The organism is Streptomyces sp. NEAU-174, from assembly GCF_052665095.1.
Window position 1 is genome coordinate 75,613 of sequence record NZ_JBQTCE010000016.1, and the last position, 17,143, is coordinate 92,755.

The 17,143-nt window shown below is 67.2% G+C and carries 12 protein-coding genes and 3 pseudogenes; 11 read left to right on the plus strand and 4 right to left on the minus strand.

Annotated elements, in window-relative coordinates; all coding sequences use genetic code 11:
* Positions 1–5 precede the first annotated feature (5 nt).
* The 7 genes and pseudogenes from ACT2CW_RS37180 to ACT2CW_RS37210 all read left to right on the plus strand — a co-directional run bounded on the left by ACT2CW_RS37180 (position 6) and on the right by ACT2CW_RS37210 (position 7,786).
* Positions 6–1,082, plus strand: coding sequence for an arabinofuranosidase catalytic domain-containing protein (locus ACT2CW_RS37180; RefSeq protein ID WP_445519757.1), 1,077 nt, complete (start codon positions 6–8; stop codon positions 1,080–1,082).
* Positions 1,079–1,336 (plus strand): RICIN domain-containing protein, encoded by a 258-nt coding sequence (locus ACT2CW_RS37185; protein WP_445519758.1) that lies wholly within the window; start codon positions 1,079–1,081, stop codon positions 1,334–1,336. Before ACT2CW_RS37180 ends, ACT2CW_RS37185 begins: the two co-directional genes overlap by 4 nt.
* A gap of 57 nt (positions 1,337–1,393) precedes the next feature.
* Positions 1,394–2,704, plus strand: a complete 1,311-nt coding sequence (locus ACT2CW_RS37190) for a ricin-type beta-trefoil lectin domain protein (RefSeq protein WP_445519889.1) — start codon at positions 1,394–1,396, stop codon at positions 2,702–2,704.
* Between the two features lie 1,654 nt (positions 2,705–4,358).
* A complete protein-coding gene (locus tag ACT2CW_RS37195; protein ID WP_445519759.1) occupies positions 4,359–6,818 on the plus strand; it encodes a beta-glucosidase in 2,460 nt (819 codons plus the stop codon).
* A 137-nt stretch (positions 6,819–6,955) separates the two neighbouring features.
* Positions 6,956–7,237 (plus strand): carboxylesterase family protein, encoded by a 282-nt coding sequence (locus tag ACT2CW_RS37200; protein ID WP_445519760.1) that lies wholly within the window; start codon positions 6,956–6,958, stop codon positions 7,235–7,237.
* A pseudogene (locus ACT2CW_RS37205) lies at positions 7,207–7,416 on the plus strand (carboxylesterase family protein); the annotation flags it as partial. The gene ACT2CW_RS37200 and the pseudogene ACT2CW_RS37205, both read left to right, overlap by 31 nt.
* A 37-nt stretch (positions 7,417–7,453) precedes the next feature.
* On the plus strand, positions 7,454–7,786 hold the full coding sequence (locus ACT2CW_RS37210; protein ID WP_445519901.1) for a hypothetical protein: 333 nt from the start codon (positions 7,454–7,456) through the stop codon (positions 7,784–7,786).
* Between the two features lie 87 nt (positions 7,787–7,873).
* Here the strand turns inward: ACT2CW_RS37210 and ACT2CW_RS37215 are convergent, their stop codons facing one another.
* Positions 7,874–9,340 (minus strand): non-reducing end alpha-L-arabinofuranosidase family hydrolase, encoded by a 1,467-nt coding sequence (locus tag ACT2CW_RS37215; protein ID WP_445519761.1) that lies wholly within the window; start codon positions 9,338–9,340, stop codon positions 7,874–7,876.
* 477 nt (positions 9,341–9,817) lie between these two features.
* Here ACT2CW_RS37215 and ACT2CW_RS37220 point away from each other — a divergent pair, with 477 nt between their 5' ends.
* Entirely contained in the window at positions 9,818–11,248 is a 1,431-nt protein-coding gene (locus ACT2CW_RS37220) for an endo-1,4-beta-xylanase (protein WP_445519762.1), read from the plus strand.
* Between the two features lie 264 nt (positions 11,249–11,512).
* Here the strand turns inward: ACT2CW_RS37220 and ACT2CW_RS37225 are convergent, their stop codons facing one another.
* Positions 11,513–12,610, minus strand: a complete 1,098-nt coding sequence (locus ACT2CW_RS37225; protein WP_445519763.1) for an integrase core domain-containing protein — start codon at positions 12,608–12,610, stop codon at positions 11,513–11,515.
* Positions 12,611–13,369: 759 nt separating this feature from the next.
* Between ACT2CW_RS37225 and ACT2CW_RS37230 the strand changes: the two genes are divergently transcribed.
* Positions 13,370–14,527 carry a lactonase family protein gene (locus ACT2CW_RS37230; RefSeq protein ID WP_445519764.1) on the plus strand — a complete coding sequence of 386 codons (1,158 nt, stop codon included), beginning with the start codon at positions 13,370–13,372 and terminating at the stop codon, positions 14,525–14,527.
* A gap of 195 nt (positions 14,528–14,722) precedes the next feature.
* Here ACT2CW_RS37230 and ACT2CW_RS37235 read toward each other — a convergent pair.
* Positions 14,723–14,890, minus strand: a pseudogene (locus ACT2CW_RS37235) (integrase); the annotation flags it as partial.
* A gap of 41 nt (positions 14,891–14,931) precedes the next feature.
* On the opposite strand from ACT2CW_RS37235, the pseudogene ACT2CW_RS37240 reads away from it, so the two are divergent.
* Positions 14,932–15,168, plus strand: a pseudogene (locus tag ACT2CW_RS37240) (IS21-like element helper ATPase IstB); the annotation flags it as partial.
* A 13-nt stretch (positions 15,169–15,181) separates the two neighbouring features.
* On the opposite strand, the gene ACT2CW_RS37245 reads toward ACT2CW_RS37240, so the two are convergent.
* Positions 15,182–15,466, minus strand: coding sequence for a hypothetical protein (locus tag ACT2CW_RS37245; RefSeq protein WP_445519902.1), 285 nt, complete (start codon positions 15,464–15,466; stop codon positions 15,182–15,184).
* 1,036 nt (positions 15,467–16,502) lie between these two features.
* Here ACT2CW_RS37245 and ACT2CW_RS37250 point away from each other — a divergent pair.
* Complete coding sequence (locus ACT2CW_RS37250; protein ID WP_445519765.1) at positions 16,503–17,135, plus strand: (2Fe-2S)-binding protein; 633 nt, start codon at positions 16,503–16,505, stop codon at positions 17,133–17,135.
* Positions 17,136–17,143: the final 8 nt, after the last annotated feature.

Consider the following 17,143-nt stretch of genomic DNA (forward strand, 5'->3'; position numbering starts at 1 on the left):
TCGCCATGATCGAACCTGCCGTCCCTCCCCGGCGAAGTCGACGGAAGGCCGCGCTCCTTGTCACCACCAGGGCCCTCTTCGCGTCGTACAACGGGCCGCTGTATCAGATCCAGCGGTCCTCCGATCACAGCTACCGCGACATCGCGGTGTTCAGCGCGGGCGGATACGCCGACGCGGCTTCCCAGGTCTCGTTCTGCTCGGGCACGTCGTGCACGATCACCAAGATCTACGACCAGACCACCGAGCACAACGACCTGCCGATCTCCTGGGGCGGCTTCTGGAAAGGCCCTGGCCCGGGCGGATCCGACATCGGGGCGGACGCCATGGCCCTGCCGGTAACCGCGGCCGGCCACCAGGTCTTCGGCGTCAAGGTCAAGCAAGGTGTCGGTTACCGGATCGACCACGCGAAGGGCGTGGCCACCGGTTCCCAGCCCGAAGGCATCTACATGGTGACGTCGTCGAACTACACGAACCAGTTGCTGCTTCGACTACGGCAGCGGGGAGAACTCCCACACCGACACCGGCAACGCCACCATGAACGCCATCTACTGGGGCAACGCCTGCTGGTTCAACGGGTGCACCGGCAACGGCCCGTGGGTCGAAGCCGATCTGGAGAACGGCATGCACCACACCAACACCGGCTCCAACAAGGACCCCAACAACACCGGTGTGCACTACCCGTTCGTCAGCGCGTGGCTGAAGAACAACGGCACCAGCAACTTCACCCTCAATACGGCAACGGCGCCTCCGGCGGCCTGACCACCACCTTCTCCGGTCCCCTGCCCGGCGGTTACTCACCGATGAAGCTCGACAGTTCGGTCCTGCTCGGCACCGGGGGCGACAACAGTGTCTCGGGCACCGGCGAGTTCTTCGAAGGCGCGATGACGGCGGGCTACCCCTCCGACGCCACCGAGAACGCCGTGCAGGCCGCCATCACCGCCGCCGGCTACGGGGTGGGCGGCGGCGGTGGCAACACGACGGGTGCGCTGCGCGCGGTGGGTGCGGGCAGGTGCCTGGAGGTGCCGGGCGCGTCCACGACGCCGGGTACGCAGACCCAGATGACGGCTACTACCGCATCATGAACCGCACCAACGGCATGGCCGCCGACAGTTGGGGCGATTCCGCCAACGGCGCTCCTGCCCGGCAGGAGGCATGGAACGGAGGGGACAACCAGCAGTGGCAGCTGGGCAGCCTCGGTGGCAACCGCTACCAGATCGTCAACCGAGGCACCGGCACCGCCCTCGACGGCAGCGGCAGTACCACGGTCGGCTCGACCACGGTGCTGTGGACACCGAACTCCAGCACCAACAACGAATGGACCATCACCGGGGCCTGAGCGGCCACAGCGGCAAACTTCCGGAAGAAGGAGTACATGAAACCCAAACGCCTCTTCATGTCCATCGCGGCTGCCGTACTTCTCGTCCTGGCAGCCCCGGGCACCTCGTTCAGCAGCAGCCTCGGCACGCCCGCGTCGGCCACAACCACCGGCGCCGTCCGGGCGACCGCCGGGTGCGGCAAGGCCCCAGAGCTGACGAGTGGTACGCACACGATGCAGGTCGGCGGCCAGACCCGCAGTTACATACTGCGGATTCCTGCCGGCTACGACAGCAACCACGCCTACCGACTGATCTTCGGTTTCCACTGGCGGGGCGGCACGGCGGGCGACGTCGACTCGGGCGGAAGCGACGGGTACAACTGGTCCTACTACGGTCTGCGGCGCCTGGCGGACGCGAACAACAGCACGATCTTCGTCGCGCCCCAGGGCAATGGCAACGGCTGGGCCAACCCCGGTGGCCAGGACGTGGCCTTCGTCGATGCCATGGTCAGCCAGATCGAAGCGGGTCTGTGCGTCGACACCACCCAGGTGTTCTCCGCCGGATTCAGCTATGGCGCTGCGATGTCGTACGCCCTGGCCTGCTCGCGGGCGACGGTCTTCCGCGCGGTCGCGGTCTACTCCGGCGCGAACCTCAGCGGGTGCGACGGGGGCAACCAGCCCATCGCCTACATGGGTCTGCACGGCCTCAGGGACAACGTGCTGCCCATCGCGTCGGGACGGCAACTGCGCGACACCTTCGTCCGGACGAACGGCTGTACCCCGCAGAACCCGCCCGAGCCGTCCTACGGAAGCCTGACCCACATCATCACCACCTACTCCGGATGCAGGTCCGGATACCCCGTCGTCTGGGCCGCGTTCGACGGAGCGGGCCACGACCCCGGTCCCATAGACGGTTCCACCGGTGGCGGCTGGCGCACCTGGACGTCGGCAGCGGTATGGCAGTTCTTCACACAGTTCGGCTCGAATCCGCCAGCGCCCTCCGGCAACCAGGAGATCGTCGGCCAGCAGTCGGGGCGCTGCCTCGACATCAACAACTCCACCACGGCCAACGGCACGCAGGCACAACTGTGGGACTGCAATGGCGGCTCCAACCAACGGTGGACCCACACCGCTGGGAAGCAGCTGGTGGTCTACGGCAACAAGTGCCTGGGCAGCTCCGGCCAGACGGGCAACGGCACCCCGGCGACGATCTGGGACTGTAGCGGGCAGGCAGATCAGCAGTGGAACATCAATCCCGACGGCACGATCACAGCGGTGCAGTCGGGGCTCTGCCTGGACGCCAACGGTCAGGGGACCGCCAACGGGACGAAAGTACAGCTGTGGAGTTGCACGGGCGGTACGAACCAGCGCTGGCACCTGGAGAACTGACACGCCGGGCCGGGCAAGGGCATCGTGCGGGCCTGGCGCCGCCCTCGAGCCTGAGGTTGCCTGGAGGGGACTGAACTCCCTCCAGGCAACCAACGTGGCCCCTCCGGAAGAAGCCCAGCTTCTTCGGCGAGTAGCTCACCAGCAGGTTCTTCGTCTGCTGGTGGCACACGTGCTACGGGCCCGGATCATGAAAGCGGACGAATGCGCCGGTGTGGCGTCGTGTCGTTCAGGGTCTGCTGTTCGGCGCGGCCGTCGCTCATCACTTCGATGAAGCCGGGGGCGGCTCTGCCCGTAGAGACTGGAAGAACACCGGCTTGCGGCGCAGTGAGGAGGACAGGGCCTGCGCCGGGGGCCGCCGCGGCCCTTGCCGCTCAGGTGTGCTCGGGAGCGGTGGCGGTGGCTTTATCGGTGGCGGAGAGGCCGTCGGGGCTCCTACGATCCCCGGAAGTCACCTGCATTCCGGCAGTTGCTCTGGCCACCATTACGCCAGCCTTCGTCGAACCGGAGGCTGTGTACTCGGCTCCCGGCGTGCTGCGTCCCGAACCCCGCTCAGGTCGCCCGGCTGCTTGCCGCGGTCGAGGGCGCGGCCCGGGCGACGGCCGTGTAACGCCGCCAGTTGACGCAAGGTGGTCCACGGCCCACGAGTACAGGGCGCACCTGCGTGAATTGATGCGCGTATCGCATGAACAGATCTCGGTTTGATGCTGGACACGGATCCGTTGGTGCTTCGACACTCTCGCGTAACACCTCGGTCTGTCCCACCAGCCCGCCCACCGCCGCCGAGGGCCGTCCCCGAGAAAGCGAGCGTCGCCATGCTGGCAGCCCTGGGCTCAGCCACCACCCCCGTCATGACCGTCGGTGCAGTGGTGGCCGGTGCTTTCTCCTTGTGACCGGCGTCCCGGGCCCGAGCGGAGCCTCCGTCGGCCGCGGACACCGCACGTGCCGTTCGGGCCCACAACGTGCCGCCTGCTTCCGGGAGTCCGGTGTGGGCAAGCAGACAGCGGCTCGCACGGTGACCCGGGTCTACCCCAACGCCGTCGCCGAAGTGGACGACCGATCCGATCCCGGACGGCCGGGGGACAGGTCGCGGACGTGCGCAACCCGGGAGGTGAACTGGTGCTCAAGGCTGGTCCGTTCGCGAGCCGGAACCCTGTACGGCGGTGGCGAAGTCGCGGACAACGACATGACCCAGCTCACTTCCAACCGGATCGCGGTCACGTTCGCCAAGCCGGAACGACAGCGCCGCGACCCCGCGTTCGTCCTCTCTCCGCAGATCCCTCTGCCCCGTCCCATGGACGGACCCGACGGCACGGGCCCACGGCCGGGTGGGGCGACCCGGCCGTTATGGAGAGGATCACGCACATTCCGATATGGGCCGACCACTCCGTCGACGACCCGGTCGTCCCTTACCGGGAGAGCCGGTTCGGCAACCCCGGTACCTGGACACTGATGAACGCGCTCGAGGCCGCCGGTGCACCGGTCAGCCGCGGAGACTGGGCCAACGATCTGCCAAAGGCGCAATTCGAGGCCCGGTCGCGGGAGCTCCTACGGCAGGCCCGGGCCGCGCGCAGTGAGCCCACCCGTCGCATGGGCCCAGACGTACGAGAACGACGTGTCATCGACTGGCTCTTACTTTCGTTGGTGAGGAGTTCGCATGGAGTTCAATCGGACATCGGTACGACGTCGCAGCAGAGGCCGGTTGCGCCGCACGGCCCTGATCGCGGGAGCGAGCGCGATGCTCCTCGCCGCGGGCACGGCCGCGGCCCCTGGCGCCTCGGGCGTGGGCGCGGGTGACGCTCGGGGCACCGTCAGCGTGTCTCCCCGCGTCGCCGCCCTCATCGCCCGGATGTCTCTGGACGAGAAGCTGTCCTTCGTTCATGGAGGCACCGATCCCCGTGCCCTCGGCCAGGCCGGATACATCCCCGGGGTTCCCCGCCTCGGCATCCCCGAACTGCGGCTCACCGACGGTCCGGCGGGCGTCCGGGTCAACGCGCACGCCACCGCGATGCCGGCGCCGGTCGCGCTCGCCTCGTCCTTCGACGACCGACTGGCCCGTACGTTCGGCCAGGTCATCGGGCGCGACGGCCGTGCGCTCGGCCAGGACGTCCTGCTCTCACCGATGACGAACATCATCCGGGTGCCGTACGCGGGGCGGAACTTCGAGACCTTCAGCGAGGACCCGCTGCTCAGCTCCCGCATGGTGTCCGGCGAGATCGGTGGCGTTCAGAGCCAGGGCCTGATCGCCACCGTCAAGCACTACGCGGAGAACAACCAGGAAGACAACCGCATGGGGGTGAACGTCAACGTCGACGAGCAGACCCTGCGTCAGATCGAGCTGCCCGCCTTCGAGGCCGCCGTCAAGGCCGGCGCCGGTGCGGTGATGTGCTCGTACAACTCGGTGAACGGCAGTCATGGCTGCGGCAGCGACGAACTGCTCAACTCGATCCTCAAAGAGCAGTGGGGCTTCCAGGGCTGGGTCATGTCGGACTGGAGCGCGACCCACGCGACGACCGACATCGTGAACGGCCTCGACCAGGAGATGCCGAGCGGCGTCTTTCTGGGCGACAAGCTGAAGACCGCGATCACGAACGGCACCATTCCGGTCTCGGAGCTCAACGACTCGGTCGCCCGCATCCTGGGCCAGATGAACCGATTCGGTCTCCTCGACGGCGCCGCGGGCCGGCGGCCCGCACGCGACCCGAAGGGCGGCGCCAAGGTCGCGCAGCAGGTGGCCGAGTCCGGCTCGGTCCTGCTGAAGAACACCGGCAAGGCGCTTCCGCTGACCGACGAGGACACCGACATCGGGCTCATCGGCCCGACCGCGAAGACACCGAAGGTCACCGGCGGCGGTAGCTCCAACGTCGTACCGGACTCCGCGGCCTCGCCGTTGGACACCATCACGCAGCGGGCCGGCCGGAAGGCCACGGTGCGCTACGCGGCCGGCGTCGACACCACCGGCGCCCCCATTCCCGCGACGGCCCTCAGCCCCGCCCTGCCGGCCGGCTCGGACGGCACGATCACCGTCACCCCGGCCGCCCCCCTCGACTACAGCGGCACCCTCACGGTGCCGGCCGACGGCGACTACTCCTTCGTCTACGACCTTCCCGCCGCGTACGGCGCGCTGAAGATCGACGGCAAGAGCGTCATCACCGGCTTCCTGGGCTCCAGCAGCGCCACGGTGCACCTCACGGCGGGAACGCACCGTTTCGCGGCCAACGCCCAAGCCATCCAGGGCGCACCGGCCAAGATCCGGCTGAACTGGGTCACCCCGCAGGCCGCGCAGGGCGCCCGGGAGCAGGCCGTGGCCCTGGCCCGCCAGGTGAAGACCCCCATCGTCTTCGCCCACGACGACGGTACCGAGGGCGCCGACCGGAAGAACCTCTCCCTGCCGGCCGACCAGGACGGACTCATCTCCGCCGTCGCCGACGCCAACCCGAACACGATCGTCGTCCTCAACACGGGATCGTCGATCACCATGCCGTGGCTGTCCAAGGTCAAGGCGGTGCTCGACACGTACTACCCCGGGGAAAACGGGGCCGAGGCCACCGCCCGCCTGCTCTACGGCGACGTGAACCCGTCGGGCAAGACCACCCAGACGTTCCCCGCGAGCGAGTCCGCCACACCGGTCGCCGGGGACCCGCTCAGATACCCGGGAGTGAACAACCAGGAGAACTACTCCGAGGGCATCTACGTGGGCTACCGCTGGTACGACAAGGAGAAGGCCGCCCCGCTGTTCCCCTTCGGCCACGGCCTGTCGTACACCTCCTTCGCCTACCGCGACCTCGCGGTTCGGCAGAGCCACGGCACGTTGACCGTCTCGTTCACGCTGAAGAACACCGGCACCCGCGACGGTGACGAGGTCGCCCAGGTCTACGTCGGTGCGAGCCCGAAGAGCACCGCGCCCCAGGCGGTGCGCTCGCTCGGCGGCTACCAGAAGGTGCATCTGCGGGCCGGTCAGTCGAAGTCCGTACGCATCCAGGTCGACGCACAGCAGCTGAAGTACTGGAACACCTCCTCCCACGCCTGGGAGCTCGGCACCGGGCACCGGGAGGTGTGGGTCGGCTCCTCGTCACGGACGCTCCCCCTGCACGGCGGCGTCGAGGTCACCCGCTGACCGCCCGGCTCGCGACATCGGCCGGGTGACGAGCGGCGTCTGATGCCGGGCCGGCCCCGGCCCGGCTCCTCCCCCTCCACCACCAAGGGTGCCGGCCGCACCGTGCGGCCGGCACCCGGCCAGAGACGTCCCCATCCATGACTGCCAGCAGAATCCGTACTTCCCTGGGCGGTGCGTTGGTCATGTCCCTCGCTGTCGTCGGGCTGCTGCCCGCGACGGCTTCCGCGACGGCGCCGACCGCGGTGGCCACCGACAAGGGCGCCGTGCGCGGCGCCACCTCGAAGGGTGTCGAGAGGTTCCTCGGCATTCCCTACGCGGCGGCGCCCACCGGCTCCCTGCGCTGGAACCGCCGCGGCCCTCGGGCGTGCGGGCCGGCGCCCGTCTTCCGGTGCACGTCTTCATCCACGGCGGTGGTCTGACCAACGGCAGCGGCTCGCAGAACGACGAGTCGAAGCTCGTCAAGGAGACGGGTGTCATCGGCGTCTCGCTCAACTACCGGCTCGGCGCCTTCGGCTTCCTCGGCTCGCCCGCCCTCACCGAGGAGGGCGGCGAGTCCGGCAACTACGGGTTCATGGACCAGCAGGCCGCGCTGCGCTGGGTGCAGCGCAACATAGCCGCCTTCGGCGGCAACCCCGGTGAGGTCACCATCGACGGCGAGCCTCGCCTTCGTCCAGAAGCTCGCCGGCGCCCGCGCCGACGAGGTCCTCGCCCGTTACCCCTGGCCCGATACGTCCGACCGGTACACCGCGGCGTACCTCGTCGGCGGGATCATGACGGACTCGGGGAGTGTCGCGGGGATCGGCGGGTGCGGGCTCCGCTCGATGGTCTGGCCCGGCTATCACAGCGGCAAGGGCCTGATGCTGTCGCTGCGGGCCGGGGGCAGAAGTGCCCTGATCGACAACGACCGGTACTCGACGGAACACCAGTGCGCGTTCTGGGACACGATGCCGGGCACACAGCACTCCTGAGGAGGCCGGGGACCGGAATCGGTGCATCAGCCACCGCGCCGGTCCCCGACCCCGCTCACCCCCACCGTCTCGACTCGTGTCACGCCGTCAGCGCTGCAGAGTCAGCAGACCCGGACGGTAGGGCAGGAGGCCGTAGTCGCCGCCGGAGTTGGGGCTGCGACCCTGGTAGAGCAACTGCAGATGGCAGGGATCGACGGTCATGGTCTGATCGGGGCTGGTGCGGATCAGTTCGCCATGGCTGATGTCGTTGGTCCAGGTGGCGCCACTGTTGGCCTTGCCGGCGAAGGGATTGCTCTCGGTCGCGGCCTGGGGCGTCCACGAGCCGTTCAGACTGGTGGCCGTGAACGAGCGGAAGAAGCGGCCCTGCGAGCCGATCGCCTCGACGATCATGAGGTAGCGGTTCTGGCCCTGGAGCTTGTAGACCTGCGGGGCTTCGAACAGATTGTTCGTCGTATCGCTCATGACCACTGTCGAGTTCGTGCCGAAGCTGCCCGGGAAGTTCCCGATCGGCATACTGGCCCGGTAGATCTTGCCGTTGTCACCGGCGAAGAACAGGTACATGTTCGTCCCGTCGGCGATGAGCGTCTGGTCGATGGGCCCGGTTCCGGAGCCGGAGATGCTTCCGGAGAAGAGCACCTGCTGGGACGACCAGCCATTCGGGTTGGTGGGGTCGCTCGACGTCCGGTAGGAGAAGGCGGTGCCACCCCATTGGTAGGCGAGCACCCAGATGTTCTTCGGCGCGAAGTAGAAGAGCGTGGGCGCGACGGTGGAAGCCGACATCGTGTTCTGGCCGGCCGATGCCATCTCCGACCAGTTGGTGAACAGGCCGAAGTTCATCGAACCCCATGTCGTCCCCGTGTCGTGCGTCGTCGCGTAGACGAGTTGCCTGCCGTTGTAGGGGACGACGGTGAAGTCCTTGAGCGAGACCCACCCCGGCTTGGGCTGCGCCAGCGCGCCCGTTGATGTCCACCGGTAGGTCGATGGAAGATCGCACGCGCCGGGGTCGTTGCCGCCGACCTTGACGAGCTGCCACTGCTGGTTGGTGCCGCCCCAGTCGTCGTACTGGACGACGTTCGCGTTGTCGGCGGTGGAGGCACCTTGTACTTCGAGGGCCTTGTCGCTGTGGCGCGCGATGAGCCTCACGTAGCCATCCGGGCTGTCGGCCAGCCGCCACTGCTGGTTGGTGCCGTTCAGGTCGGCCCACTGGACGATCGAACCACCGTTCGCGGTGGACCGGTTGGAGACGTCCAGCACCTTGCCCGAGTGGCGGGACTTGATGCGGTAGTAGCCGCCCCCGGAATCGACGAACTGCCACTGCTGCTGGTTCTGATCGTTCCTGGTCCACTGGGTGATGCGGGCGCCGTCGCCGGTCGCCATGTTGTAGACGTCCAGGGCCTTGCCGCTGTTGCGGTTGACCAGCACATACGAGGCGTTGGGGTCTACGGTCGCCGCGTCGGCGGGCTGGGCACCGAGGAAGGTGGCCACGAGCAGCAAAGGCGCAAGGACGGCGAGTAAGCGTCTTGGACGGGCCGGGGGCGGGTGGCGAAACCACATCAGAGGGCCTCCTTTGGGGGCGGTGGTGACGTGACCCCGATGAACCGCGGAGCGGACGTGCCCGGGGGCAGGAGCAATCACGGAACATTACGAAGAAATTCCGGATGCTCTGGCGCCACAAGCTAGGAATGTTGGGCCCTTTGGTCAAGGTCTGTCGCCGATCTGTCCACAAATAGCGCCTCCGGCGACGCCGGGGGTTCGCTGTCGGGCTCACCGGGGTCCGGAAATTTTCGGACGAGGAACGGAAACTTCTTCTGCGAGGAGTATTGACGAGTCATCGTCAATGCCTCAATCATCCCTGCCTGAGAAGCCGGTCATAGTTCGAGATCTCGAACCGTGTCGGTACCGCACGACAGTTCCGCGCACCAAAGCCTGCGCCACCCCCGTCACGTTCCGGTGTCCGTCCGCCGAGGGGGAGCGGACGAGGCACCCCCTGCGCCTGCATTCCTTCCGTGATTCCTACTTGGAGGCACAGTCATGGGCTCGTATGCCCTTCCCAGACCGGTTAGCCGCCGGAAGTTCCGCGGCCTGCTGTTGGCGCTGGTCGTCAGCGTCCTCGCAACGGTCGCCGCACTGGTCACGCCGCCGACCGCACACGCCGCCGAGAGCACGCTCGGCGCCGCGGCGGCACAGAGCGGCCGCTACTTCGGCACCGCCATCGCCTCCGGCAGACTGGGCGACTCGGCGTACACGACGATCGCGGGCCGTGAGTTCAACATGGTGACGGCCGAGAACGAGATGAAGATCGACGCCACCGAACCGCAGCGGGGCCAGTTCAACTTCAGCGCCGGTGACCGCGTCTACAACTGGGCGGTGCAGAACGGCAAGAAGGTGCGCGGTCACACCCTGGCCTGGCACTCCCAGCAGCCCGGCTGGATGCAGAGCCTCAGCGGCAGCACACTGCGCCAGGCGATGATCGACCACATCAACGGCGTCATGGCCCACTACAAGGGCAAGATCGCTCAGTGGGACGTCGTGAACGAAGCGTTCGCCGACGGCAATTCGGGAGCCCGGCGCGACTCCAACCTACAGCGCACCGGCCACGACTGGATCGAGGTCGCCTTCCGCACCGCGCGCGCCGCCGACCCGGCCGCCAAGCTCTGCTACAACGACTACAACATCGAGAACTGGACCTGGGCCAAGACCCAGGCCGTGTACGCCATGGTCCGGGACTTCAAGCAGCGCGGCGTGCCGATCGACTGCGTCGGTTTCCAGTCGCACTTCAACAACGACAGCCCGTACAACAGCAACTTCCGCACCACCCTTCAGAGCTTTGCCGCCCTCGGTGTCGACGTGGCCCTCACCGAACTCGACATCCAGGGCGCCCCGGCCACGACCTACGCCAACGTGACCAACGACTGCCTGGCCGTTCCGCGCTGCCTCGGCATCACCGTCTGGGGTGTGCGCGACACCGACTCCTGGCGAGCGGAGCAGACGCCGTTGCTGTTCAACGGTAACGGCAGCAAGAAGCCCGCCTACACCGCTGTCCTGGGCGCACTCAACGGCGGCTCCACCACGCCCCCTGCGGATTCCGGACAGATCAAGGGTGTCGGTTCGGGCCGCTGCCTGGACGTGCCCGGCACCAGCACCACCGACGGCACCCAGGTCAACCTGTGGGACTGCCACAGCGGCACCAACCAGCAGTGGACGTACACCGACGCCGGCGAGCTCAGGGTCTACGGCGACAAGTGCCTGGACGCCGCCGGCACCGGCAACGGTGCCAAGGTCCAGATCTACGGCTGCTGGGGTGGCGACAACCAGAAGTGGCGCCTCAACTCCGACGGATCCATCGTCGGTGTCCAGTCCGGCCTCTGCCTCGACGCCGTCGCAGGCGGCACCGCCAATGGCACCCTGGTCCAGCTCTACTCCTGCTCGAACGGCAGCAACCAACGCTGGACCCGCACCTGATGGGACATGCCACGAACCCAGGGTGAATCGCTGAAGACCTACAGTGCCCGCACCTGGAGGGGAGCCGGGGTGATCCTGGCTCCACTCCGTCGACGTCTATCCCGGATTGAAGGACGCAGAGGCCTTTTCATGACAGCTCCCACGTCGGGAGGGGGTGTCCAATAGACGGCGGATCCGATGATCAAGGAGACGCCTGATGAGCGAGACCACCACCGAGCACGAGGCCGTGGAGGGTGCGCTTGCCGAATACCTCGTCCGTGCAGGTCACGCGGCATGTCTGTATTCGTGGAGGATGCCGCGAAGGCGGTCGTGGCGTCGTAAGTCGAGGTGGTTGAGCTTCTCCGGATCGTCGATTGGTGTGGGTAGTGGGTGTAGCGGTCGGGTGTTCGCGATGCCCTGGTGCGGACGATGGGAGTTGTAGAACTCCTCGAACTCCCGTAGGGCGTGGAGGAGGTGGCGTTGGTTCCAGATCAAGGTCCGGTCCAGGAGTTCGTGTCTGAAGGTCTGCACCCACCTTTCCATGATCGAGTTCATTCTCGTCATGTGGATGCCGGTGAGGACGACCTCGATGCCCGTGTCTTTGAGAAGAGCGTCGAACAGGGCGGGGAACTTCCCGTCCCTGTCTCTGATCATGAATCGTGCCCGGCAGCCGACATCCTCGAGATCCATGACCAGGTTCTTCGCTGCTTGTGTCACCCAGGAGGTGGTCGGGTGTGCGGTGGCGCCCAGGATCCGGATGCGACGGCTGCTGTGTTCGATCACCGCGAGTGCGTACATCCGCGTGCCGGACAGGGCGACCGTCTCAAGGAAGTCACAGGCCAGGAGGGCGTCGGCTTGGGACCGCAGGAAGTCGGCCCACGTGCTGGAGCTCCGGTCGGGCGCCGGATCGACGCCGGCATCCTTGAGGATCTTCCAGACGGTCGAGGCGGCCACCTTCACCCCCAGCACGAGCAACTGGCCGTGCAGCCGTCTGTACCCCCACTGCGGATTCTCCCTCGCCAGGCGCAGTACCAGAATCCGGATGGAGCGCACGGTACGGGGCCGACCGGGTCGCTTGGGCCGAGATGAAGCGGCATGACGGCGCTTGACGAGGTCGCGATGCCAGCGCAGCACCGTGTCAGGACGCACGAGCAATCGCACACGCAGCAGGGCGGGCAACGGCATCCGGTGCAGCAGCGCCGCCAGGAACGCCCGATCGCTCGGCGTGAACCGTGCTCGATCACCACCGAGTTGGCGCTCGAGCACTGTGATCTGATGACGGAGGGCCAGGATCTCCGCATCTTTGTCCCGGTCGCTCTTCGGCAGCAGGCGCAGCAGCGCGAACGTGTTGGTCACTCCCAGGTAGGCCAGTCGCAGTAGCACGGTCGATCATCATGACGCGTGGACTGTCGGCTGCGCGAGAGCTGAAGCTCAAGCGGCTGGTCGAACGCGGGATCCTGACCGAGCCCGAGCAGGGTTGTTCACCCAGCCACGGCCATAGTCACCCGAAGTGGCCACCACCAGCCCGACAGCCCCAGCTGCCAGCTCGAAGCGGGCAGCACGTCACTTACCGCCCTCTCAGTGGGCGGACCGGTTGCGGTTCGCGGATTGTCCTCGTTGATACCCCGGCGTTTCTGGGCGCACGTGTTCCCTGTGACACCGGGGACGTTGCTGGGTTGGCATCGACGTCTCGTTGCACGCAGGTGGGACTGCAGCGAGTGTTGGAGGAGGCCGGGCCGACCGGCGACAGCGGAAGTCGTGAAGGAGTTGGTGCTGCGGCCGGCACGGGAGAACCCGCGCTGGGGGTGGGCAGGATCAAGGGGGAGCTCGTGCGGCTGGGCCGCGGGATCGGCGCCTCCACGGTCTGGAAGATCTTGACTGCCTCCGGTATCGATCCGGCTTCCCTGAAGGGTGCACTTACTGCAGTACGGTGGCTGACCAGGGGATTTACGATCGCCGAGCCGGTCGCCCGGGTTCTTACGAAGTCATGACGTGCTGACCGAATCACCGCTGCCTTCCCGCCTCGCTTCTCAGGATGGTTGCCGACACACCGTTCACACAGGAGGCATACGCGTAATGAGCAGGCGTCGCAGGTCCTATACGAAGAGCCGCGTGATCGGCCTCTCGGTCGCAGTGACCACGGTGGCGGCCGCCGTGACGACGTTCAGCCTGGCCAACGCCAGTGAGGAACATCGTCCGGGCGCCGCGTCCAGTACCAAGGCCGCTGCCACCGGTGCGGACCACGCGGTGTTCGTCCAGGGCAACGAAGTGTCCGGCAACACCATCCACGCGTTCAAGCGTTCCGGCACAGGCAAGCTGACCGCCGTCGGCAACTACAAGACCGGAGGCAAGGGCGCGGTTGCCACCGGTGCGCCCACCGACGCGCTCGCTTCGCAGGGTTCCCTGGTCTATGACGCGCGGCATCACCTGCTGATCGGTGTCAACGCGGGCAGTGGTTCGGTCACCTCGTTCGGCGTCTCCGGCCAGAAGCTCTCCAACCGCCAGTCGGTCTCCTCGGGAGGTGACTTCCCCCTGTCGGTCGCGGTGTACGGCGACACCGCCTATGTATTGAACGGTGGCGGCGAAGCGTCGGTGCAGGGCTTCAACATCACCGCGCAGGGGCTGAAGGCCATACCCGGATCGAAGCGCCTGCTCGGGGTCAAGGGCCCTGCTGTCCCGGTCTTCACCGACAACCCCGCCCAGGTTTCGTTCACGCCCGACGGCGAAAACCTGGCCGTGACCCTCAAGTCGACCAACACGATCGAGGTCTTCCCGGTCGCGGCCGACGGCACCCTCGCCAAGAAGGCCGTCTCCAACAAGTCGGCAGGCAACGTCCCCTTCGGCTTCACCTTCGACCAGGGTGGCCGGCTGTTCGTCACCGAGGCCGAGAAATCGACGGTCAGCACCTACGAGGTCGGCGCCGGCGGAAAGCTGACCACTGTGACGGCCGCGGTGCCGAACGGGCAGAACACGCTGTGCTGGATCCAGGCCGCGGGCGGCTTCTTCTACGGTGCCAGCACCGGCAATTCAGCGGTGACCGCGTACTCCGTGGACTCGGCAGGGAAGGTCAGCGTGGTGGCCAAGCAGGCGGTGCCGCTGTCGGCCGACTCCCGTGGCACGATCGACATGGCAGCCTCCGCCGACGGGGCGTTCCTCTACGTACAGAACGGAACGACCGGCAACATCGACGGATTCCGGGTCGCGGCCAACGGCAAGCTGACCCTGGTCACCAGGGTCACTGAAGGCCTGCCGAAGTTCTCCGCGGAGAAGGGTGGCATGGAGGGCATCGTCGCCGCGTGACCAGCACGTGGAGGCGCTGAGCGTTCGTCGCCCGGGCGTGCAGGATCTGCGGTCCGGCGCTCGACGTCCGGGCGCGGCTGAGCGGTGCTCCTGCCGAGTACCTCATCCGCGCAGGTCAGTGATGAATCGTGCCCGGCATCCGACGTCTTCGAGGTCCATGCCCAGATTCGTTTCGTCGCCGCTTGCGCCACCCACGACACCGGCATCCTTCAAGATCTTCCAGACGGCCGACGCGGCCGCCTCCCACCCAGCACGAGCAGCTCGCCGTGCAGACGCCTGTAGTCCCAGGTGTGGATTCTCCCTCGCCAGACGCAGCACCAGAATCCGGATGGAGTGCACCGTACGAGGTCGACCAGGTCGCTTGCGGGGACTCGGGCGCCGGCAAGTCACACCTGTCGATTGGGCTGGGCACCGCAGCCGCGTTGGCCGGCCAACGAGTCCGCTACATCACGGCCGCATCCTTGGTGAACGAGCTGGTGGAAGCGGCAGACGACAAGCAGCTCGGCAAGCCCTCACCCGCTGCGGAGGCGTCGACCTTCTCGAAATCGATGAGCTGGGCTATCTCGAACTGGCCACCGTGGCGCGGAAATGCTCTTCCAGGTCTCACTACGCGTGACGAGAAGAGCAGCATCGCGATCGCTTCCAACGAGGCTTTCACGGGCTGGAGCAGGACCTTCGCCGATCCACGGCTTTGCGCGGCCTGGTGGTGGCCGGGCCACGCCGTACGCCCTGAGGCTGGACGAACGGAGGTCGTCCCGGGCGCTTGGGGCGGGATGCCTTCGCGTGGCGGCGGCGCAGCAGGTCACGGTGCCAGCGCAGCACCGTGAGTTGGTGGCGTAGGGCCAGGATCTCGGCGTCTTTGTCGTGCTCATTCCGCGGCAGGAGCCGTGTCAAGGTGAACACGTTCGTCAAGGTCAGGTAGAGCAGTCGCAGCAGCACTCCACCATGCTGGTGGGGGAGAGGCTGGGTCGGCAACGAGGTCGGCGGGTCCACCGCAGCGCTCGCCCGTCATGACCAGCTCGGATGAGGTTTTTGGCACCTACAGGGTGGTCTCCAGCGAGGTGTTCACCTCGCTGGACAACCACGTGTGGAGGCTGGTCTACAAGTGGGCCCGGCGCACACACCCGAATAGACCGAACGGCGGGGCGACATCCGATACTTCGGCCGGTTCAACGAGTCCCGGCAGGACCGATGGGTATTCGGCGACCGCCTGTGCGGCCGCCAGCCGCAGAGCCCCCAGGAATGGGAGCAGTGGCTGCGGGCGATCCGGACGGCGGTACGCGCGAACGCGCTCACCGCCGAACCGGACGGAAGCCAGTCCGACGATCCCGTCACCGACTCACCCACGTTCACTGCCACCGCTGGCGCGGCGGTAGTGAACCACGGTGACCAGCCATCCTGGCTGCCCGTGGGCCTTCAGGGCCTGCTTGAGCCGGATGCGGCTAGCGCCGCCCGTCCGGTTCTGAGGGGGTGCGGCGTAGCAATGCGCCCCTACCTGACAGCACGAGAGCGCCTACTCTGCCTTGCGCCGCGCCAACCTGCACGGACGTGTGCCGCAACGGTTATTAAACATGCATGGTGCAACAACCTCTGGATGTGCACGAGTCACATGGTGGAGGCTGGGTGGGTGCCCCGAACCCTTGCCCTGATCGCCTGTGACTCCTCGGGTGTCAGTATCGCCTGTGCCCGACCTCCGGCCGCCGACCGTGAGAGCGTCCTGATGGCCCGGCTGACGGATCGGCTTGACAGCCTCACCCTCGAACAGCACACGGCTGACGCAGCCTTGGATGCCATGCCATCCGTACGGGCCCCGTTGCTCGACACCCCTCTAAGCCGCCGCATCCGCCATGATGCCCCATAACCACCACTCATTACCTGGAACAGCCCGTTTGAGTAACCGGTGCGTTCCCGCGATCGACGCGACCATCGGTTCGCTCTTCACGGCCACCCCTACCCGCACCAAGGGAGCGTGGACATGCCCACCGAACGACCTGACCCAGCCGTGACTTCCCCTGCCGACCCTCTTGTGTCCTCCTCCGCGCCGTCCCGGCGTACCTTCATCGCCACGAGCACGGCCGTCGGGGGAGCGGTCGTGGCCGGTGGCCTGGTCGCCGGATCGCCTCCGCCCGGCGCCGAGGCGGTGCCCAGCAGCCGCGTCTCATTGGCGGTCAACGGTGTCCGGCACACCGTCGCGATCGACAACCGCACCTCGCTCCTCGACATGCTGCGCGAGCACCTGGGCCTGACCGGTTCCAAGAAGGGCTGCAACGCCGGTGCCTGCGGCGCCTGCACGGTCCTGGTCGACGGGCAACGTGTCAACTCCTGCCTAACGCTGGCGGTGCGGCTGGAGGGTACCGAGGTGACCACGATCGAAGGGTTGGAGAAGGGTGACCAGTTGCATCCGCTGCAACAGGCGTTCATCGACCAGGACGCCTTCCAGTGCGGCTTCTGCACGTCGGGGCAGATTGTTTCCGGGGTCGGGTGCATCCAGGAGGGCCACACGGGCTCGGCGGAGGAAATCCGGGAGTGGATGAGCGGCAACCTGTGCCGCTGCGGTTGCTACGTGAAGATCGTGCGAGCGGTCGAACAGACCGCCGGAAGGAAGTGAGGGCCGAC